At 61.5% G+C, this 21620-nt stretch carries 16 protein-coding genes; 10 read left to right on the top strand and 6 right to left on the bottom strand.

Annotation, left to right across the window (positions count from 1 at the left end; translation table 11 throughout):
- Positions 1 to 18 precede the first annotated feature (18 nt).
- A complete protein-coding gene (tssI, locus tag FJV43_RS35830; RefSeq protein ID WP_239623592.1) occupies positions 19 to 1887 on the bottom strand; it encodes a type VI secretion system tip protein TssI/VgrG in 1869 nt (622 codons plus the stop codon).
- A gap of 357 nt (positions 1888 to 2244) precedes the next feature.
- Here tssI and FJV43_RS35825 point away from each other — a divergent pair, with 357 nt between their 5' ends.
- The 9 genes from FJV43_RS35825 to FJV43_RS35785 all read left to right on the top strand — a co-directional run bounded on the left by FJV43_RS35825 (position 2245) and on the right by FJV43_RS35785 (position 14322).
- Positions 2245 to 3558, top strand: coding sequence for a type VI secretion system ImpA family N-terminal domain-containing protein (locus FJV43_RS35825; protein WP_239623591.1), 1314 nt, complete (start codon positions 2245 to 2247; stop codon positions 3556 to 3558).
- A 123-nt stretch (positions 3559 to 3681) separates the two neighbouring features.
- Complete coding sequence (gene tssB / locus FJV43_RS35820) at positions 3682 to 4209, top strand: type VI secretion system contractile sheath small subunit (RefSeq protein ID WP_028178526.1); 528 nt, start codon at positions 3682 to 3684, stop codon at positions 4207 to 4209.
- A gap of 17 nt (positions 4210 to 4226) precedes the next feature.
- Positions 4227 to 5729, top strand: coding sequence for a type VI secretion system contractile sheath large subunit (gene tssC, locus FJV43_RS35815; protein ID WP_028178525.1), 1503 nt, complete (start codon positions 4227 to 4229; stop codon positions 5727 to 5729).
- A gap of 50 nt (positions 5730 to 5779) precedes the next feature.
- Positions 5780 to 6265, top strand: a complete 486-nt coding sequence (locus tag FJV43_RS35810) for a type VI secretion system tube protein Hcp (protein ID WP_028178524.1) — start codon at positions 5780 to 5782, stop codon at positions 6263 to 6265.
- Between the two features lie 182 nt (positions 6266 to 6447).
- Positions 6448 to 6996: a type VI secretion system baseplate subunit TssE gene (tssE, locus tag FJV43_RS35805; protein WP_345946211.1), complete on the top strand. Its 549-nt coding sequence runs from the start codon at positions 6448 to 6450 to the stop codon at positions 6994 to 6996.
- A gap of 1 nt (position 6997) precedes the next feature.
- Positions 6998 to 8965 carry a type VI secretion system baseplate subunit TssF gene (tssF, locus tag FJV43_RS35800; RefSeq protein WP_239623589.1) on the top strand — a complete coding sequence of 656 codons (1968 nt, stop codon included), beginning with the start codon at positions 6998 to 7000 and terminating at the stop codon, positions 8963 to 8965.
- Entirely contained in the window at positions 8929 to 9993 is a 1065-nt protein-coding gene (gene tssG / locus FJV43_RS35795) for a type VI secretion system baseplate subunit TssG (protein WP_239623588.1), read from the top strand. Before tssF ends, tssG begins: the two co-directional genes overlap by 37 nt.
- Positions 9994 to 10090: 97 nt before the next feature.
- Positions 10091 to 12730 carry a type VI secretion system ATPase TssH gene (gene tssH / locus FJV43_RS35790; RefSeq protein WP_239623587.1) on the top strand — a complete coding sequence of 880 codons (2640 nt, stop codon included), beginning with the start codon at positions 10091 to 10093 and terminating at the stop codon, positions 12728 to 12730.
- A gap of 5 nt (positions 12731 to 12735) precedes the next feature.
- Positions 12736 to 14322: a class I SAM-dependent methyltransferase gene (locus FJV43_RS35785; RefSeq protein WP_239623586.1), complete on the top strand. Its 1587-nt coding sequence runs from the start codon at positions 12736 to 12738 to the stop codon at positions 14320 to 14322.
- A gap of 232 nt (positions 14323 to 14554) precedes the next feature.
- On the opposite strand, the gene FJV43_RS35780 is transcribed toward FJV43_RS35785, so the two are convergent.
- The 5 genes from FJV43_RS35780 to FJV43_RS35760 all read right to left on the bottom strand — a co-directional run bounded on the left by FJV43_RS35780 (position 14555) and on the right by FJV43_RS35760 (position 19120).
- The gene (locus FJV43_RS35780) at positions 14555 to 15784 is read right to left on the bottom strand and encodes a matrixin family metalloprotease (RefSeq protein ID WP_239623585.1); all 1230 of its coding nucleotides are present in this window, start codon (positions 15782 to 15784) and stop codon (positions 14555 to 14557) included.
- Positions 15785 to 15897: 113 nt separating this feature from the next.
- Positions 15898 to 16185: a hypothetical protein gene (locus FJV43_RS35775; protein ID WP_239623584.1), complete on the bottom strand. Its 288-nt coding sequence runs from the start codon at positions 16183 to 16185 to the stop codon at positions 15898 to 15900.
- A gap of 19 nt (positions 16186 to 16204) precedes the next feature.
- Positions 16205 to 17233, bottom strand: a complete 1029-nt coding sequence (locus tag FJV43_RS35770; RefSeq protein ID WP_239623583.1) for a hypothetical protein — start codon at positions 17231 to 17233, stop codon at positions 16205 to 16207.
- Between the two features lie 81 nt (positions 17234 to 17314).
- Positions 17315 to 17878: a hypothetical protein gene (locus tag FJV43_RS35765; protein WP_239623582.1), complete on the bottom strand. Its 564-nt coding sequence runs from the start codon at positions 17876 to 17878 to the stop codon at positions 17315 to 17317.
- 366 nt (positions 17879 to 18244) lie between these two features.
- Positions 18245 to 19120, bottom strand: coding sequence for a ferritin family protein (locus FJV43_RS35760; RefSeq protein ID WP_239623581.1), 876 nt, complete (start codon positions 19118 to 19120; stop codon positions 18245 to 18247).
- A gap of 257 nt (positions 19121 to 19377) precedes the next feature.
- Between FJV43_RS35760 and FJV43_RS35755 the strand changes: the two genes are divergently transcribed.
- Complete coding sequence (locus FJV43_RS35755) at positions 19378 to 21600, top strand: NosR/NirI family protein (RefSeq protein WP_239629766.1); 2223 nt, start codon at positions 19378 to 19380, stop codon at positions 21598 to 21600.
- Positions 21601 to 21620: the final 20 nt, after the last annotated feature.

Raw genomic sequence — 21620 nt, 5'->3', positions numbered from 1 at the left:
GAACCTGGCTCATAGCGGTCAGCCGACAAGAGTTGGCAGGCCGTGGGCGCCCAGCGGGCCCCCGGCTGCAAGTGCCATGGCGCCCTGCGCCGTCATCGCGATCGTCGGCGCGTTGATGACGATACCCGCAGGGGTCAGGATGATCTGGCTGGGGCCAACCTGCAGGGTGATGTTGACGTTCGCCATGAGCGTGATGGTCAGGCCTGCGTTGACGGACTGATCCATCGTCATGGTGATATGCTGGCCGCCCAGCTCGATGTCGAGCTTGTCATTGCCGTTGACGAGTGTGGTCTTGCGGGTGTCACCACCGAGCGCGGCTTCGCCGATGGTCCGCGTCTCGGTGTCGCGGACCGTCACGTCGTGGTCCTTCTCGGCGTGCACCGTGATCTTCTCGGAGCCCTTCTTGTCCTCGAAGTTCCACTCGTTGTAGCCGCCGCCCCCCTTGGTGGAGTCCGATTTCAATCCCGCGATCGTCTTCTTGGACGGCAGATCGTAGGGCAGCTTGTATTCGTCGTTATACACCGTGCCGATCACCAGCGGCCGGTCCGGATCTCCTTCCAGGAATTCGACGACCACCTCCTGTCCGACGCGCGGAATGATCTGACCGCCCCACTTCTTGCCGGACCAGACCTGGGCGACGCGCAACCGGCATGACCGCTTTTTCTTCCGGTCCCAGAAGAACCGGACATAGATTTCGCCGAGATTTTCGACGTCGATCTCCTCGCTGGAATTGTCGTCCTTGGTCACTACCTTGGCGGTCTGGACGCCGTTGATCCTCGGCTTCGGCGTCAGCATCGGCGCGCGGAACGGCCGATCGCTCGGCAGAAACTCGTAGCTGCCGAAATAGACGTGTTGGCCGGCGTCGCTCGGGCCGCCAGTGCGATAGGATTCGATCGAGAACGAATGGGTGGCTCGCACCACGAGATATTCGATGTTCTGCGAGTCCTTGTGGTGCTTTTCGAGCTTGGTCAGTCCGCCTGGGAACAGGTTGACCGCGTCACCGTTGCCGCGCCGCCGCCGGTCCATGGCCTGTTCGGACTGGAGCTGGATCTTCGCGTAACGCTCGCCGTCGGATTTCTCCTTGAACTTGCCTGGATAGTCGTAGAATTCCATCTCCGACCGCGTGTAGTGCTCGTTACCCTTGGCGTCGCTGATCATCTGCGCGTTGGGCTTCTGGTAGTTGTAGTCGTTGAGCTCGACCTTTCCGGTCCGAAACTGGCGTTCCGCGACCCATTCGTAGATGTGTTGCTCGCCGCGCCGATCGGCTCCCGTCAGCGGAATGTAGGGTATCGTGGCAAGACCGTTGATCGGGCTGTGCGACGATTTGGAGTCCGCCAACACCAGCGTGTGCTTGCCGCCCTCGTGCTTGAAATAGTAGTAGATGCCGTGCTGTTCCATCAGCCGGCAAACGAAATTCAGATCGGTCTCCCGGTACTGAACGCAATATTCGAGCTTCGGACAGGAGCCCTCTTCGGTCAGCTTGGATTCATAATCGGTGAAGCCGCGATCGTTGAAGACCTCCTTGATGATGTCGGGCGCCTTCTTGTCCTGCCATATCCGGCAATCGGTGGTTCGCGACAACAGCCATAGCCAAGGCCTCAGCACGATCCGATAGCTGAAGTAGTCGTTCTTCACCCCCAGCCATTGGGCTTCCGTGAGAATGCCGCTGAACTCGCGTTCCTTTTCGTGCAGCTTGATGGTCAGCGTACACTGCTTGCCGATCGCGCGGTCGAAGTCGAGATCGGCATCCTCGCTGAGACACTCGATGCGATATTCGAAGAGTTCGCTAAGTCCTTCCGAAGCCTCGTATCCGACGAAAACCAGAACGTCTTTGCCGAGAGGCGTCTTGAGCTCGCAGAGGCGGGTATCCTGGGTAAGCTGGCCCATGTGGGCGTTAACTCCCTCTTCGTCCGCGTGATCGGCAGAAGTGCAAATCAGGCGTCATGCAAGAACCACGGAAATCCCTTCTGCCGCTGACAGGGCCGGCAAGTCCGCCCCGAGGGTGGGTGGGCCTTCTGACGCGCCACGGCAGCCGTCCAAAGAACCACCTCGCCCCTCAAGTATAGTCGCCTCCAAGAGCTTGCCGGTTCACGCGAAACTGTCATGATCGTCGGGGAATGAACCTGGGCCATCATCGATCTGACCTACCAAGGCAATCAGATCGTGATCTTCCCCTGCCCGATCCTCTGGACGACACGGGCTTCGGCACAGGGGCGGATGGCTCAGGAGACGGACGATCCTCGCATGCTCGACGTCGCATCCCTCACCCAGGCCATAGCGGCCGATGATCCCTGCGGGCCGGATCTCGACGCCGCCGGCGACATCCAGTACCTCAATTTTTTCGCAGGTGCGGAATCCCTGCTGCCGATGTCGTATTTCGAGGTCGTCAACGCCAATGGAGAGCGTGGACGATTCGATCCGAAGGCCGTCGATATCGCGGGCCAGTTCGAGGCCGTACGACCCCTTTTGGCGCGCACCCGCGATCTGCGGCTGAACATGCTGCTGGCCAAGTTCTCCATCCTCAACCGGGATCTCGACGGCTTTCTGAATTGCCTGAAGGCGACCACCACGCTGCTGAGGGATCAGTGGGAAGCGGTGCATCCGAGGGCCCAAGACGACGACTACGCTCTTCGGGCCGTCACGATCGAAGCGATCGATGTGTTTCCAACCGTGATCAACCCCCTCCAATTCCTTCCGCTGATCGAAAACCGCAGGCATGGCAGCCTCAATTACCGGGCCTATCAGGTCGCCAAAGGCGAAATTGCGTCCGGCGATCCCGACGCGGGCGGCCCCGATCTAGCGACCATCGAGCGCATCATCGGCGATACGGATCTCGACACCCTCAAGGCCGTGAGTGCCCGGTGCTCGGCGGTCGCGGCTGAAATTTCAGGCATCAAGGCGATCTGGCACGAAAAGTTGAACACGGGTCAACCCATCAGCCTCGATCGAGTCTCCGGAGTCGTAAACGGTATGGCCGCGTGGCTTGCGGGGCTTGTCACGGAGCGTGATCCGGCCGCAGTGGCCGCGCTACCGGACGATGCCGCGCCAGTTGACGCGCAAGCGCCACTGGAAACGACCGGCGCGCTGGCTTCGTCAGCGCAGGCCACCGCAGCACTTGCGGCCGCAGCGGACTATTTTTCCCGAATGGAACCGTCCAACCCGGCGCTGTTGCTGGTGCGTCAGGCGCAGGAAATGGTCGGCAAGTCATTCATCGAGGTGATGCGGATGCTGGTGCCCACCCACGTGGAGAGCGCCGCGATCAACATCGGGCGCGACAAGGTTTTCGACCTGCCGATCGAACGGATGGCGGAGCTCGCCATAACACCCTCGTCCACGGTCGAGAACACATCTCAAGATATTGTTTTTTGTGCAGAAAACAGAACTCAAGCTCTGGGCCTGCTGGCGAAGGTGGCGGCATTTTTCCGAGCCGCAGAGCCGTCCAGCCCGATCCCTTTTTTGGTCGATCGCGCGCGCGATCTCGCGCAGCGAGACTTCCTCAGCCTCTTGAATGACGTCCTGCCCGAGGGGACGCTCAAGACAATCGACAAATCGCATTGAACCCGCTTTTCGCTCGACGGCACTAACAGGACATAAGGAAGCTTGTCGAATGCGAGTTGAGCCGCCTTATCAGCCTGCGTCGCGCAAGTCGGTTTCCAAAGCGATTTTGTAGAGAGGGCAGCCATGGCTACGGACAGCGGTCAAAAATTCATCCGGCGAAACCGCGCACCGCGCGTGCACATCACATACGAAGATCCCTATGACGCCGAGCGGCTGATCGAGCTGCCGTTTGTCATGGGCGTCCTCTCCGACCTTTCCGGCAACAATGCCGGCGTCGAGAAGTCCAAGGTCGAGGAGCGCAAATTCCTCGAGTTCGACATGGACAATTTCGACAACCGCATGGCGGCAATTCAACCCGGCGTGACGACACGCGTGGCCAATCGTCTGGGCGATGCGCCCGACGAGAAGATTTCCGTCGCCCTGCGCTTCAACAAGATGGCCGACTTCTCGCCGGTGGCGGTCGCCCGGCAAGTTCCAGCCACGGCCAAGCTGCTGGAGGCCCGCGAACAGCTCGCCAACCTGCTGCGCTACATGGACGGCAAGGTGGCCGCCGAGGATCAGTTGAAGAAGCTTCTCAGCGACCCGCAACTGATGGCCGCGCTGCAGGAGCGCGCAGCCAGCCAGCCGACCGAACCCGACGTTGAGAAATAAGGGAAGGACTGGGGACCATGGCAAAAGAAGCTGGTCAGAAAGCAACCGTTACTCAGCTCGGGACCGTCGAGGCTGACGAGTTCGCGACCCTGCTGAAGCAAAGCTTCAAGCCTCGCACCGAACGCGCGGCGACCGAAGTCGAAAACGCGGTATCAACGCTCGTCCAGGAAGCGTTGAAGGATACCAGCGTCATCAAATCCGACGTCCTCGATACCATCGAGGAGATGATCGCGCGGATCGACCAGAAGCTCACCGCGCAGATGAATGAGATCCTCCACGCACCGGAGTTCCAGGCGATCGAAAGCGCCTGGCGTGGTCTGCATTACCTCGTCTTCAATTCCGAGACGGACGCCAATCTCAAAATTCGCGTGATGAACGTCTCCAAGAGTGAGCTCTATCGCAACCTCCGGCTTTACCCGGACGCCCGCTGGGATCAGAGCCCGCTGTTCAAGCAGGTCTACGAGTACGAATTCGGCCAGTTGGGTGGCGAGCCGTTCGGCTGCCTGATCGGAGACTACTACTTCAGCCATCTGCCCACCGACGTGCAGTTGATGCGCGATCTCAGCAAGATTGCCGGCGCGGCCCACGCCCCCTTCTTCGCCGGGGCCGAACCCACGCTGATGGGAATGGATTCGTGGACCGAACTGTCCAATCCGCGCGACATCGGCAAGGTGTTCGACACGCCGGAATATGCGGCTTGGAAGGGACTGCGCGACCAGGATGACTCACGCTATCTCGGTCTCTGCATGCCGCGGGTACTGGGTCGCCTCCCCTACGGCGCCAAGTCCGAGCCTGTGGAGGAGTTCGCCTTCGAGGAAGAAACCGACGGGCATACCGGCGACAAATACGGCTGGATCAACGCCGCCTACGCGATGGCAGTCAATATCAACCGCGCCTTCAAGGAGTTCGGCTGGTGTACGCGCATCCGCGGTGTGCAGTCCGGCGGCGAGGTCATCAACCTGCCGACGCACACGTTCCCGACCGACGACGGCGGCGTCGACCTGAAATGCCCGACCGAGATCGCCATTAGCGATCGTCGCGAGCACGAACTTGCAAAGGCGGGCCTTATCCCGCTGATCCATCGCAAGAACACCGACAAGGCGGCCTTCATCGGTGCGCAGTCGCTCTACAAGCCGAAGAAGTATTTCGGCGAGAAAGGCGTGGATGCAACCGCGTCCGACAACCTATCGTCACGTCTGCCCTACATGTTCGCAGTGTCTCGCTTTGCGCACTATCTGAAGTGCATGGTTCGCGACAAGATCGGATCCATGAAGGAGAAGGATGAGCTGACGGTCTGGCTGCAGACCTGGATCAACGAATACGTTGATGCCAATCCAGCCCTGTCGTCAGAAGCTCAGAAAGCGCGCAAGCCGCTGGCCGCTGCGAAGGTTGAGGTCATAGCAAACGAGGAGAACCCGGGATACTACAACGCACGCTTCTTTCTCCGTCCCCACTTTCAACTTGAAGCGATGGACGTCGGCCTCAGCCTCGTCTCGCGCCTGCCAGGCCCGAGCTCCTGACGTCACGTCATCGCGACCGTCACTATCAAGATTTTTGAGAGGATTATGCTATGGCTGTCGATATTTTCTTGAAACTCGATCCGATCAAGGGCGAATCGAAGGACGACAAACATCCTGACGAAATCGATGTCTTGAGCTGGTCTTTCGGCGAAAGCCAGACCGGTACATTCCACAGCGGATCCGGCGGCGGCGCCGGCAAGGTCAGCGTCCAGGATCTCCACTTCACGCACTTCGTTGACAAGGCCACGCCGGAACTGTTCAAGGTCTGCGCGAACGGCAAGCACATTGATACCGCGATCCTCACCGTTCGCAAGGCCGGCGAGAACCCACTGGAATATCTCAAGATCGAGATGAAGCACGTTCTGGTCACCAGCGTGTCGACCGGCGGATCGCACGGCGAAGAGCGTCTCACCGAGAACGTGAGTCTGAACTTCGCGAAGGTCAAGATGACTTACAAGTCCCAGACGGAGAAGGGCGCCGCCGGCGCGTCGCCGACCTTCGGCTGGGACGTTCCTGCCAACAAGGAATGGGCTTGATCTACGGCTCCTCGTCTGGCGCCGGTTACCGATAGCGGAAACCGGTGCCATGCGACGCGATCCCGCCCGCACCTTTCGGGCTATCCCGGTTTTCGGGCTGGACGTTTGATCACGGCAGGTCACGCCGGACGCCAATTGCCGCCCCTGAAGCTGCATATGCGCCGGCCGACATGGGGACCGGAATGACGCTTACGCCAAAAAAGGATCGGCTTTCTCCACCGCTCATGCTGGCCTTTCGCGCGGCTCACGAGGCACGTGATGCGCGCAAGGAGCTCAATCTGCGCGACCAGTCCGGTGAACGGATCATCGCGGGCCGGCGCAGCACCGGACGCCATCCGATCTCGGAAACATTGTTGCGGCGCGAGGTCTCCCATGACCTCGAAACGCTCCTCAATACGATCGCTCTGGAATCGACGCTGGACATGACCGGCCGGGATTGCGTGCGAATGTCGATCCTGAACTATGGCTTTCCCGATATTGCCCATCGTTCGATCGACGAGGTCACGGACGATGAACTCAGCGACGCGCTACGCGAGACCCTGACGACTTTTGAGCCGAGGCTCGATCGCAAGACGATCCGTGTCCGCCGTGACGGCTCGGTCGGCCCTGAGCAGCTCAAGCTGCGCTTCATCGTTCACGCCGACATGAAAGCTGAACCGCTCAACGTTCCCGTGGAATTCGTCGCCGACGTCGAGCTCGACAGCGGCGATATTCAGATCAACCGACTTTAGCATGAACCGCGAATTCCTGGACTTCTACAATCGTGAACTGTCACTGCTGTACGAGCAGGCGGGAGACTTCGCCGAAGAATTCCCCGGAATCGCGGAACGCCTCGGCGGCCTGATCCGGGATCGCTCGGATCCGATGATCACCGGCCTGCTGGAGGGCGCCGCGTTTCTCGCCGCCCGCGTCCAGCTGAAGCTCAAGCACGAATTTCCTGAATTCACCGCAAACCTGCTCGAACAGCTGGTTCCGAACTATCTTGCCCCGACTCCATCGGCCATGCTGGTCGCGGCGCGGCCACCCTATGCCGATCCGGCGCTGCGCGACGGCAAGAAGATCGCGCGCGGCGCGTATTTCGACGCCACGTACCGCGAGAGAGAACGAAGCCTCGCCTGCCGATTTCGACTTTGCCGCGATATCGTGCTCTGGCCGTTCGACCTCAACGGCGCCGAATACTTTTCGACAGCCGGCGCACTGCAGGCACTCGGGATACCGGTCGGCGGCGATGTCATAGCGGGACTGAGACTGTCGTTGACCCACCGTACCGCGGCCCGGCTCGAGGAGGAGCCGCCCGACACCGAGGCCCGGACCAAACCGGAAACCTGGTTCGCAGGCTGCCGCGTGGGCGAGCTCCCGATCTACCTCTCCGGCGCGGAGTCGGATTCCATCGCGCTTTACGAGCAATTGATCGCGAATTGCAGGGGTGTCTACTTCCGCCATCTCGACGACTTCGGCGATCCCGTGGTGACGCGTGCGCCGCTCGACTGCGTTCAGCAGATCGGCTTCGATGAGAACGAGTCGCTGTTTCCCAACGATAATCGGATCTTCCGAGGCTCGGAGCTGCTGCGGGAATATTTCGCATTTCCACGCAAGTTCCTTGGGGTCAACCTGACCGGACTTCGCAGCGTGATGCCGCGCCTGCGCAGCAAGTCGATCGATATCGTCTTCGCTTTCGATGAACACAATTCGCGGCTCGCTGCCGCGGTGCGTCCCGACAGCTTCAAGCTCTATACTGCGCCGGCGATCAATCTGTTCGAGAAGACGAGCGATCGCATCCCCGTCAAATCGAATACCCACGAATACCACGTGGTGCCCGATCGTAGTCGCTATCTCGAATACGAACCGCACCAAGTGATCGAAGTCTACGCGCACCTTCCGGCGGAGAAGGACAAGCGGCTGGTGCGCCCGCTGTATTCGGCTGCCGTCGACCCGACCAGCGGATCGGTCGAGGGTCTCTATTTCACCGTCCGCCGCCTGCCTCGACGCCGCACAATGGAGGAGAAGACGTACGGCTCATCGTCCGACTACACCGGGACCGACATGTTCCTGTCACTGCTCGAGCCTGGTGAGCTGAGCGGAGAAAACCCCGTTGCCGAACTCAGCGTCCGGGCGCTGTGCTCCAATCGGCACCTCACGGAGCACCTGCCGGTTGGCCACGGCGGCGCTGACTTCCGCCTGCTGGATGATACGTCCCTCGATCTGGTGTGCGTCGCCGGTCCCACACGTCCACGGGAGCCGGTGGTGGCTCAGTTGCGCAGCCGCAGCGAGGTCGCCAATAGCGGAGTTGTCAGTTGGCGGCTGATCAACATGCTGAGCCTGAACTACCTTGGCCTTGTCGAGCGTGGCGGCGGCAAGAACGCCGGCGCGCTGCGCGAAATGCTGTCTTTGTTCGCCGACCAGTACGACGACGCCACGGAACGCAAGATCCGCGGCGTGCGCTCGATCGAAAGCCGGCCGGTAGTGCGGCGGGTGCGAGAGCGCACGGGTAGCGGCGCAGCGCGCGGGCTGGAGATCACCGTCGTACTCGACGAGAAGGCTTTCGAGGGGAGCGGCGTGTTCTTGCTCGGAGCCGTACTGGAGCGATTCTTCGCCGATTATTCGGGCTTCAACACGTTTACCCAGACAGTCATCTCCACGCCGGAGCGCGGCGAGATCATGCGGTGGCAACCGCGCATGGGCACGCGGAGACCGTTGTGACGCTGATCGACCAGATGAAGTCCGAACCCTGGCGGTTCGATTTCTTCAATACGCTGCGCCAGCTGGAGCGAGCCAACCGGGATCGACCGCGGATCGGTGACAGCGCCGCGCGCCGCGAGGAGTATGTTGACCTCGGCCAAGTCCCCTATTTGGAGTTCCCCGCCTCCAATCTTGCAGCGGTCGACGACCAGGACGGCCGGCTCAGGATACTCGTCAAGTTTCTGGGTCTGCTCGGGCCGCAGGGCGCGCTGCCGCTTGCCACCACCGATGAAAGTCTCAGCTGGTGGCTCATGCGGGATGACGCTTTCCCGCGATTTCTCGACCTGCTCAACGGGCGCTTCCTGCAGCTGTTTTTTCGCGCCTGGGCCGATGCGCGCCCGATCGCGCAGCACGATCGGCCGGCTGAGGATCGCTTCATCGCCTATGTCGGCTCCTTCGCGGGCCTCGGCTCCGACGTCTTCGCCAATCGGGACACCGTACCGGACATGGCGAAGCTCGGCTTCGCCGGGCTTGTCGCTCCCAGGGCGAAGTGCGCATCACGGCTGACGCGGTTCCTGCAGGGGCTGTTCGATGTCAAAGTCGAGATCGACGAGTTTGTCGGGACCTGGCTCGCGTTCGACCCAAGTCACTGCAGCCGGATCGGGCAGGCACATGCCAGCCTCGGTCGAGACGCTCTTCTCGGCTCACGGGTGTTCAGCGTCGAGGACAAGATCAGGGTTCGGGTCTTCGTCAAGAATTTTGCTCAATACGAGCAGTTTCTGCCGACCGAGAGCCGCAACTTGTCGGAACCGCTGGCGGACGCCGTCTTCTTTTATATCGGCGACGAACTGGAGTGGGAGGTTGAACTCGCCATTCCAGCGGGAGAGGTCGCCCCGGTCAGACTCGGCCAGAGCGGACGACTTGGATGGACCACCTGGGTCTCGCCGAACTGGACGTCCACGGAAGAATATCGCCGCGATGCCCGCTTTCAGCTTGGCGAGCGCTTGAGAGCCCGTCGGAGCAGCGCAGCGGATGCCGCGGCGATTTGAACCTATCGGCCACCCCTGTCGTCCTAACATCATGGGATTCGAGGCAATTCCGCCAGGTGCGAGGCATCCGCGGAGCAATTGAGCAGGAGGGGCCGCCGTGACCGACATCAGCCTTGAAGCGGTAACCGGCAAACTGAACCGGGCTGGCTATGACGCCTTCATACAGGCTCTCCGCCACGCCAAGAGCGCCGGCAACCGTAACGTCGAGCTTGCGCACTGGCTCTTTCATATCCTGCAGCAGGACCGCACCGACCTCAGCCTCTCGGTCGACCATTACAAGCTCGACCGGTCACGGTTGCTGTCGGACCTTGCTGGCGTCATCAACGGCTTCCGCAAGAACGAAACCGATATGCCGGGCGTCGCCAATCCGGTCATCGATCTTCTCGATCGCGGCTGGCACTACGCCACGCTCTTCTTCGGCGAAACCCAGATCCGCACCGGCCATCTGCTGGTGGCCGGGCTCAAGTCGAATGACATCCGTCGCACGCTGAACAACCTCTCCCAGGAATTTGCAAAGGTGAACGTCGACGCATTGGCCGCTGAGCGCCGCGCCGTCTGGGCCGGCTCCGACGAGGAGTCCATGCGTCCGATGGACGGCTCGGGGCTGGTCGGCGCCGGCACGGAGGGCGCGGATCAGGCGAGCCCCAAGGGGACGACGCCGCTCGACCGGTTCTCGCAGGATCTCACGGCCAAGGCCAAGTCGGGCGACATGGACCCGATCCTGGGTCGGGACGAAGAGATCCGCCAGCTGATCGACGTTCTGATGCGGCGGCGGCAGAACAATCCGATCCTCACGGGAGAGGCCGGCGTCGGCAAGACGGCCGTGGTCGAGGGATTCGCCCAGCGAATTGCCGCCGGTGACGTGCCGCCACCGCTACGCGGTGTCAGGCTCTGCGCGCTCGACATCGGTCTGATGCAGGCCGGCGCCTCGATGAAGGGCGAATTCGAGCAGCGCCTGCGCTCGGTGATCGATGAGGTGCAGAGTTCACCGACCCCTATCATCCTGTTCATCGATGAAGCCCACACACTGATCGGCGCCGGCGGCGCAGCCGGCACCGGTGATGCGGCCAACCTCCTGAAGCCTCCCCTCGCCCGTGGCACGCTGCGCACGATCGCCGCCACCACGTGGGCGGAGTATCGCCAGTACATCGAGAAGGATCCCGCGCTCACGCGGCGCTTCCAGCCGATCCAGATCGATGAGCCTGACGTCGAGACCTGCTGCGTGATGCTACGGGGCCTTCTCGGCCCGATGGAAAAGCACCACGGTGTTCGCATCTCCGATGCTGCGATCGTTGCAGCCGTCAACCTCTCGCACCGCTACATTCCCTCGAGACAGCTACCGGACAAGGCCGTCAGCCTGCTCGACACCGCTTCGGCCCGCGTGGCGATCAGCCAGAGCGCGACGCCGGCCCTGATCGAGGATACGCGCGTCGCGATCACCGCTCGCGAAGCTGAGAAATCGGCGCTGGTCAACGACAGCGACCTGGGCATCGAGGACAACGAGCGCGTTGCCGCGATCGACAGTGATATCGCAACACTGAAGGACAAGTTGACGAATCTCGAGGCCGACTGGGCCAAGGAGCAGGAGCTAGTCAAGGACATCCGCAGCATTCGTGACATCCTGTCCGAACCCAAGGAAGATCAGGATCCGGCCGCCAAGCGCGCGGAGCTGCGCGGCAAGTTCGAGACGCTGGAGGGCATCAATCCGGAAAATCGGATGGTCTACGCCCATGTGGACCAGCAGTCGGTGGCGTCCGTGGTGTCCGACTGGACGGGCATCCCGGTCGGCCGGATGATGCGGGACGAGATCGAAACCGTGCTGAAGCTGCCGGAGATACTCAACCGCCGCGTCGTCGGCCAGTCCCATGGCTTGACGATGATCGCCAAGCGAGTTGAAACCAGCCGTGCCAAGCTGGACAACCCGTCCAAACCGATCGGCGTGTTCATGCTGGCCGGACCGTCCGGCGTTGGTAAGACCGAAACTGCCCTGGCGCTCGCCGAAACCCTCTACGGCGGCGAGCAGAACATGATTACGATCAACATGTCGGAGTTCCAGGAGGCGCATACCGTCTCGACCCTCAAGGGAGCGCCTCCCGGCTATGTCGGGTATGGCGAAGGCGGTCGCCTCACGGAGGCCGTCCGGCGCAAGCCCTACAGTGTCATCCTGCTCGACGAAGTGGAGAAGGCCCATCCCGACGTCCACGAGATCTTCTTCCAGGTGTTCGATAAAGGAGTCATGGAAGACGGCAACGGGCGACGGATCGACTTCAAGAACACCCTGATCATCCTGACCACCAACGTCGGCACCGATCTGATCATGGGGCTTTCGCGCGATCCGAAGTATCGCAATGAGCCGGAAGAACTCGCCAAGATGCTGAGGCCGGAATTGCTCAAGGTATTTCCAGCCGCACTGCTCGGGCGCATCGTCTCGATCCCCTACTTCCCGCTCTCGGACGAGATGCTCGCCGGCATCGCCCGGCTGCAGCTCGACCGGATCGGACGGCGACTGCGCGACAATCACAACGCGGCCTTCAGCTACGACGATGCAGTCGTGGAGCACATCGTGTCACGCTGCAACGATCCGGATTCCGGCGGGCGCATGATCGACAACATCATCACCAATACCCTGCTGCCCGAGCTGTCGCGCGAATTCCTCAGCAAATCGCTTGCCAAGGAAGAGATCAAGCAGACACGCGTCTCGATCGCGGACGACAAGTTCGCATATTCGTGGAGCTGAGCCCGATGAACATTCAGTCGGAGCATCGCCATCCCGTTGCCGGCCCCACACCGTATGACGAGGTCTACTACCCCGGCCACGTCTACGGGCTCACCCACCCCAATCATCTCGCAACGATCGCCACCGTTTACGGCATGCAGCCTGCTCCGGTCGAGCATTGTCGGGTGCTGGAGCTCGGCTGCGGCGTTGGCGGCAACCTGTTGCCGATGGCCTTTCAATATCCGGACAGTGAATTCGTCGGCGTCGACCTGAGCGGCGTGACGATCGAGCGCGGCCAGCAGAATATCGCGACCTTGGGTCTGAGCAACATCAGGCTTCTGCACTGCGACATCATGAATGTCGACAATAGCTTCGGGAAGTTCGACTACATCATTGCGCACGGCGTTTACTCCTGGGTGCCGCCCCACGTGCGCGAGAAGATGATGGCGATCTTCAAGCAGAATCTGGCGCCGCGCGGGGTCTGCTATGTCAGCTACAATGCGCACCCATTCTCGCATCTTCGCGACATGGTCCGCGACATGATGCGGTATCACACCCGCCGCCTCACCGGCATGAAGGAGAAGGTCGGACAGGCCCGCGCGATCCTGAAGTTCCTGAGCGAGGGCTCCAAGGCCAACACGGTGCACGGCGCGATCATGCGGGACCAGTACAATCGCGTCCTCAAGGCTCCGGACGAATTGTTGTTTCACGACGACCTCGACGACGAGGCAACCGCCTTCCTGCTGCACGAGGTCGCCGAGGATGCCGCCCGCCACGGCCTGCAGTATCTCGGCGATTCCCATTTCGCGCGCCGCTATCTCGCCGGCCATTCCGAGGAGGTCCGCGCCACGCTGCAGCGCTTCCCGGAGAGTGAGTTCATGGCGCGCGACCAGTATCAGGACTTTGTCGACGGCAACGGCTTCCGTCGTACCTTGTTCTGCCACGACGACGTTTCACTCAACCGGCAGATCGATGTGGATTTCGTCAGGCGATACCACCTCCTGAGCACGACCAGCCCGCTCGATCCCGAGGCCTGCCTGACCGACGATTCCCCGATGGAGTTCGAGAACCACGACGGCAGCAGGATTACGGTGACCAGTCCGATTCTGAAGGCCGCGCATTTGTGCCTCGGCCGGGCCTGGCCGCGGGCGCTGTCATTCAGTGAGCTGCTGGACGGTGCGCGCGCGCTGCTGGACGGCCGCCGAGCCGATGATGACGAACGGGCACTGACGGATGCGGTGTACATCCTGGCCTGCAGCGGCGAGGTCTCCTTCCTGGTCTCGCCGCCTTTCCTCTTGAAGGAAGTTACTGACCACCCGCAGGCGAGCTTGCTGGCCCGCAAGCAGTCGCAGACAGGTCCGCTGGTCACCAACCTGCTCCACCAAACGGTACAGTTGGAGGACGACCGGACGCGGTATTTCCTGCAACTGCTCGATGGCGCTCGTACCATCGACCAGATCACGGCCGAAATGACCGAAGCATTCGGGTCGACCATCCGGGTCGAACAGAAGGACAAGGACGGTAACCCCGCCGAGCCGCTGTTGCTGTCAACCCGAGAGAGCGTCGAACGCTCGCTTGCGATGGTCGGCAAGCTGGGCTTGTTGGTCGCGTGATGCGATAGCGATCCAACTCGAGACGACGGCGCCAGACCACCGCCGTGGACGACGAGATGCGCGCCTGACCTTCAGAGCTTGGAATGTTACCGGATGCCATTTGTGCGGGCTTACCGAACGTCTCCCGCATTTAGCTGCCTTGTCTGGCGATGTGCCACATCGCCTCCGTTCGCGCAGTTGAGCGTGATCTGACCGCCTGTACTATTGCTGCATCAAAGGTAGGCGTGTGTCGTCACGACGGGAGCTGGACCAGTGTCTCACATGGGATGATTATATTGTTCAACTGTACGGTCGGGTTCATCAGGAAGCCTATGTTGTTCTTTGTCGTGATGTGGCCCAGACCTAGGGCATGCCCGATCTCATGCGCGGGCACAATATTGGTGTTCACGCTTCCCGGCGTTGCGGGATTGAACCATAGCATCCGATTGCCGGGATCGCCGCGCCCGGCAACGTTCGAGTCTTCGTCATCGATGATTTGTGCTGAAATGAACATGGTGATCGCCGCAGGATTAGTGACGAGCGACCTGAGATCGTCAAATCGGAACTCCTGTGCCGTGGTCAGTGGGCCGAAGCCGGAGCGGATGCTAAGCTTCTTGTTCGGATCGATCGGCACTACCCGGCCTTCGGTGGTCACGGCATCGACGATTCGGCTTGTGCCAGATGTGAACGTCAGGTTCGCCTGATTGTCGTAGATCCGACTGACGACGCTGGTAACGGCCCGCTGTGTAGCGATCATGAGGCCGTTGGCGAGCGTCGCCCGACCGAGATGGACCACGTCGATCGGAATCGAAGACGCCTTGCGCACCTGGAGGCGAACCGGGATCGGACCCCTCTGGCCTTCGACGATTACGCTCAGGTCGGCATCACCCTCCAAACGTCCGATTACCGTGACGGTGTCGCTCGTTCGTTCGAGGATTTCCGCCCTAGAACTCTCGAGGGCAAATCCCACCGCAGCGCCGTTTGTTCCTTTCAACTTCAGCTTCCGCGTCTTGCCTATCGGAACCATCTGGCGAACCGGCGCAAGGCCGTCGAATGCCGACCATTCGGCGCCGACCAGCCTGAGCCTTGCGGCACTGAAGCCGCGCGCATCGCAGGGTCCGAATATCGGACCGTCCGGCGTAATCGTCACGTTCACGTCGAGCCCGCCGCCCTTGCGACGGTTGAACATCAGACGCATGCGCTTGATCGTATTCTTTTCGGGGTCGACGCGACCGTCGTGCAGCAGGCCAGTTTGGGCATTCTGAAACACGAGTATCGCGTCGATCACCGGCTCCATGGCTTCCGGCGTGTTGGTCAGATCGTTGATGTCGAGCGTTCCATCGGCCCCGCCGTCCTGGGGTGCGATGCCGTTCAACAGCGTCTTGATCACGAAGATATCGTCCGGCTGGTTCGAACCCTTCAGGCCAACGGATTCCGCGATGGAGAAGCCGATCAAGTTGATGGGTTTCAGGTTGATCACCATGATGCGCTCCGTCCATTGATCTCCGGACCAGGCGTCTTGCGCGCTTTCCGATGGGTCTCATCGGGGCTAGTGAGGTTCAAAGGGCACGGCAGCGATCGGGGCGACTTCTCTTTCTACCGTCGCCGCACCGTTGGATTGTGCGGCGCCGCATCGACCGGTAGACCCAACAGTACGTGTCGGGCGGCGGCAGCGAAACCCTCAATCCCGGCGATCGCGTCTTCAATCGTGGTCTTGGTCATTTCGCAATAGATGGTGGGACGAGGCGATGCTCGCTCATCTGCGTCGTCTGCGCGGCGTCGATGGACACGCGCGAATTCAAGCCAGCTTTCCTTAGCGTAGCCGAAGTGAACACGATCTTGTGCCTTGCCCGCCTCTGACCAAACTGCGGCATCGAACAGCATCTATGTGATCTTCGGAGTGTTAGCCCGGAAAGTCGCGGAACTCCTTGACGAGATTGAACGGAATTTTCCACCCGGCACCTCCCCCGCGCATCAGCATCTTGATGTCTTCCGCCCTGTTTTCTTTTCCGGTTTTCGGATCAGTCTCCAACGTGTGGCCTTGGCTGTCCCAAGGTTTGGTCGCGCTCTTCGAGTAGTAGCCGAGAAAATGCCCAGCCTCATGGGCAGACGTGTTAGGCCCGCGTTGTGAGCTGATGAAGGCAAGGTCTAACGATCGAGCAAACGATCCATTGGGAGACGAGCCATTGGACCAAAGCTTGTCGACGCAGAAAATGGTGAGATGGGCGCCCTTAACTTTGTATTTGACGAAGAAGCTCTTCAGTTTCTCGACCTCGATTGCATCGGGAAAGGCCGCTAGGCTCGCATCCTTCATGCCAGTGGCATTGGCGAGCTCCTGCTTGACGGCAGCCTGCGAGTCGTCGATGACCAGCCAGTCGCTTGGCACCCGCTCGAAACGGATGTTGGCCTGCGGCCTCCATATACTGTTCATCGTCAGCAATTCATCTTGCTCGTTGCAGGGCTTCTTGGCGTGAAACGCCGGAGCGCCGCCGATCCCCGGAACCATGACGTTGCGGAACGCGACCTTGATCTTGATCTCTGGCAGCACGGCCACATGGAGCCTGGCTTCGATCTTCCGGCCAGCCGACCGAGCCACCAACTCCAGGCCGGGAAAGCCAATCGGCTTGATCCGGCCATTGATTTCGAAGAACCGTGCATCGCTGTTGAAGGTGGCAGGAAGTGACGCCGCCCTGAGCTGCGGATCGATATCGGGTTCGGAGAAGGTGTCTCTGGCTTGCACTACGCGCCTAAGGATATCGGCGCCATCGATCTCCTTGATCCCGAGGGCATGGGGGTTAGGATCGACCTTGAGCTTTCTTCCAGGGTCGATCAGCGCCACGATGTTGGAGCCCCCGAACGGCACCACCATGCCCGGCGGGCTGCGGTGCTCATCGATGCCGGAGCGGCGGAAGACCTCTTGAAAGGCGGCCATGTCTAGTTCTCCTGTCCTCGTTCGGTCCGACAACGGGAAATTCGCGCGCGGAAATGAGAGCCTCCGTCCTGTGGGAAGTGGCTAGATCGTCCCGCCGCCGGCGAAGATTTCGACGACCACGGCGCGATTGGCGGCCCTGTTCATCACGGTCGTGTTGTCCTTCAGATACTCGTAGTGTGAAGCGGGCTTGACGGAGAAGACGCGCGAGCGGGCGCTTGGGCCGAACAGGTGAAAAACGTTCCTGGCCCGGCCCGTGCGCAGGAAGATGTTGTTCCGTTCGCCGCCAGCGCTGTCGCTGTATCCGACGATCTGAAACTGCAACGACTTGTCGGTCTCGAATCGGATGAGCTGCGCTGACAGCAGCGGATCGCGCTTGGCAATGTTCTTGAGATGCCGCCAGTCGACGCCGAAATCCCAGATGATGAGATATTGGCAGATGCCAGCCGGCGGGACCAGACTGACGTCCACACCGAGATGGCCGACCTCGGTGCGGGACGTCGCGACTTCATTGGCCAAGTAGGGAAAGACGGCGGCGCTGTGAACCTTGGCAAGCGGCGAGCACTGCGGTTGCTTCGCCATATTCGGCATCTGTTCCACCGGGCCCGGCGGCGTGTATTGCGGCAGTGGCTGCGGCGCGCGTCCCATGGCCATTTCTCCCGTGCTGGCGTGTCCTGCCCAAAGCCGAGACTGGAGGGAGCGTCGGTTCCCACCTCGGCTATGACTAGTAGTGACGCGAGCGGTCGGGAAAGTTCAAAGGCAAGGTGCGGGGCCCTCAACAGTCATTTCGGAGCGATGCACAGCATCGCGCTATTGTTCTGACTCATTTCAGATTTCATCGACCACCTTGAAAACATTGATTTTTTTGAGCGCGCGGACTCGAACTTCCATTGAGAGCACAGCCTGCCGGTCTGATCTCGCCCACATTGGGTTTCGTATCGCCTCCTGCATCGCAGGACGGCAGCCACGGTCGCAGCGGTGTTGGCTGTGCGACTCGGCACTGCATCGGAAGGTTTAGTCCGCCAAGAGCGACCGCAGCCAGGCCAGCCTCGAGATCGCTTGCTCTGCAAGTTGCTGCAGGCTTTCGACGCATGCTGCATCGCTCGCGCGCTCGGCGGCATCGAGGTAGCCCTCGACGAGGGCTTCGGCGATCTCCAGTGGGTCCTTTCGTTCCATGGAGGCCGGAAAGCTGCCGAAGCCTGCGACGGCGTCCGCCATCTTGCTTGCCTGCTGGCGAATCTCTCGTGTCCGGACGGCGGCCGGCCCGCTCTGGCGCTGTTCGATCTCGCCAAGTTGCGCGGCTAGGCGGAACTCGAGCCTTCGCGCGTCGATCAGCGGCTGGGGCGTGGTGGATGCCTCGGCGATATCCCGCTCGTGTTGTTGATGGTAGGCGCGACGCCTCTCCTTCCGCAGCGTGGCGACATGGCCGAGTTCCTCCTTGGCCATCGCCTCGGACGCCTTCTTGACCTCGGGATCATGCGAGTAGGCCGCCAGATAGGACCAGAAGGCGAAGGCGCGCTCCTCGTTGCGGACCGCGATGGCGAGCGCGCGGTACGGCGTCATCAATCGTGATGTCTTCACCTCGGCGGCAGCTTCTGGGGCGAATGCTTCCGGCGCTTCCCAGCGCACCATAGCGGGATCCGGGCGTTTGCCGCGGCGCGATTGCGACCACTGCGTCACACTGTCCACGTGCTCGCGCTCGGCGGCGGCGAGATGCGTGAACACCTCTGCCAGATCATCCTTGCCCTGGCCGCGCATCTCTTTGGCAAGAGAATCGTAATTGTCGGCGGCCTCCTGCTCCATTGCATGCGCTAGCGCAAAGAGCTCGTCGAGAGACTCCAATACACCGGCGGGCTCAGCGCTGAGCAATGAAGTGCGCAAAAGCGGCATGATGAGGGTCCCCAATGCAAACGGATGATTTGGTTCCGCAAGGACAAAAATACAAATATCTTGGTTCGGCTTGACAGAGGTCGACGTGCGCGATGAGTGTGGCACGTCAGCGGCGACAAATCATCGAAGAAGAATCACAAGGCATGCGCGATCCGGGTGGTCGCGCAGATGGCATTTGAATCGACATGTCGAAGCGACCGGATAACGAGATCGCCTTGGCGAGGCGTGCAGCGCTGGCGCTCGCCGGCCTGCTGCTGATGTGTCTGACATATATTTCGCCTGTCTACGCCGCCGGTGATTTGCCGACATACCTGCCGAAGCTTGCGCCTGCGGATTTTTTCCCGGGAGCGGATCGCTTCGGCCCCCCGCAAGGCGATCCGCCGATCGTGCCGGTGTACCGCGGCGACCAGCTGCAGGGGTTTGTCTTCCTCAACTCCGATTTCGCCAACTCTGTCGGCTACTCCGGCAAGCCGATTCACCTGCTGGCCGGGATCGACCCGAAGGGTGTCATCACCGGCATCAAGCTGGTCGATCACAAGGAGCCGATCGTGCTGGTCGGCATTCCGGAAGCGCGCATCGTCGCGGCCGTGAACGGTCTGATCGGCAAGGACATGAAGCCTGTCGCAAGTGGGGCCGAGAGGCCGCCGCAGGTCGATATCGTGAGCGGTGCAACCGTCACCGTGCTGGTCATGGGCGACAGTATCGTCCGCGCGGCGTCCAAGCTCATCCGGAGCGGTCGCGTTGGCGGCGGCGACGCCGCTGCGGCTTCGGCGGCCCTGCCCCCCGTCATCAAGACGCTCGATCTCGAACAGAGCGAAGTCCGCGACTGGGAGAGTCTCGTCGGCGACGGATCGATACGCCGGCTTCATCTCAGCATCGGCGACATCAACGATGCCTTTGCAAAGTCCGGCAGCGCGGCGGCGATCCAATACCCCGAGCCGGGTGAGGCCAGCGAAACCTTCATCGACCTCTATGTCGCGCTCGTGAGTGCGCCCACGATCGGCCGCAGCCTGCTCGGCGAAGACGGCTATCGACGGTTGAAGGATGGCGTGAAGCTCGGGCAGCAGGCGATCATCGTCGCCGGCAACGGTCCCTACTCTTTCAAGGGCTCGGCCTATGTCCGCGGCGGCATCTTCGATCGCATCGAGATCCTGCAGGAAGGCAATAGCACCCGCTTCCGCGACCGCAACCACACCCGCCTTGGTGCACTGGACGCGATCGGCGCGCCCGAGTTCAAGGAAATCGGCCTGTTCGTCACCCCTCCCGAGTTCACCCTCGATCCGACGCAGCCGTGGCAGGTTCAGCTGCTGGTGCAGCGGAGCCTCGGCGGTCGCGACAAGGCATTCCTGACTTTCGATCTCGGCTATGCCCTGCCCGACAACTACATACGCCGCGAGCAGCGCGCGGTGACGGTACCGGAGAGTGCGGCGCCTCCGGCCTCGCAAGCAAGTGCTGCGGCCGCACCGCCCGCGGAGGCAGACGAGCCGCTCTGGATGCGGATCTGGCGGTCGAGCACGGTCTCGATCGGCGTCACCGCGTTCATGCTGGCCGCCCTCACCGGCATCTTCTTCTTTCAGAACCTGTTGGTGCGCCGGCCGGTATTATACACTTGGGTTCGGCGAGGCTATCTCGCCTTCGTTCTGGTCTGGCTCGGCTGGTACGCAAACGCGCAGCTCTCAGTCGTCAACGTCGTCACCTTCACCAGTGCGTTGGTGACCGGCTTCCGCTGGGAATTCTTCCTCGCTGCTCCCCTGATCTTCATTCTGTGGGCCGCTACCGCCGGCGGGCTTCTGTTCTGGGGCCGGGGCCCGTTCTGCGGCTGGCTGTGTCCCTTTGGCGCACTGCAGGAGCTCACCAACACGGCCGCGAAATGGCTCAAGGTGCCGCAAATAACAGTGCCGTGGGGACTGCACGAGCGGCTGTGGCCGATCAAATACATCATCTTCCTCGGACTGTTCGGCCTGTCGCTCTACTCCGTCGAGATGGCCGAACGATTTGCCGAGGTCGAACCGTTCAAGACGGCGATCATCCTGAAGTTTTCTCGCAGCTGGCCGTTTGTCGCCTACGCCGTCGCCCTGCTCGTCATCGGCCTGTTCATCGAGCGCTTCTTCTGTCGCTATCTGTGCCCGCTCGGCGCGGCGCTTGCCATTCCCGGCCGCATGAGAACGTTCGAATGGCTGCGGCGCTGGGAAGAATGCGGATCTCCCTGCCAACGCTGCGCCAAGGAATGCCCGGTGCAGTCGATCCATCCCGAGGGTCACATCAACGTCAATGAGTGCATCTACTGCATGCACTGCCAGGAGCTCTATTACGACGATCACCGCTGCCCGCACATGATCCAGGTGCGGCTGAAGCGCGAGAAATTCGCGGCCATGTCCTCGCCCTCGATGCGCTCGAGCGGCAAAGGTCCCGCGACCGTCATCACCGCCAGCGGCAAACCTGTCGGTGCGTCGGCAGTCATCTCTCCACCACCCCACTGAACCGAAAGCCGAGGAGGCTA

Origin of the sequence: Bradyrhizobium sp. I71 (genome assembly GCF_022354745.1) — a bacterium.
GTDB classification, from domain to species: domain Bacteria; phylum Pseudomonadota; class Alphaproteobacteria; order Rhizobiales; family Xanthobacteraceae; genus Bradyrhizobium; species Bradyrhizobium liaoningense.
The sequence above is the reverse complement of the archived record's forward strand: the minus strand, read 5'-3'. Positions and strand labels throughout refer to the sequence as shown.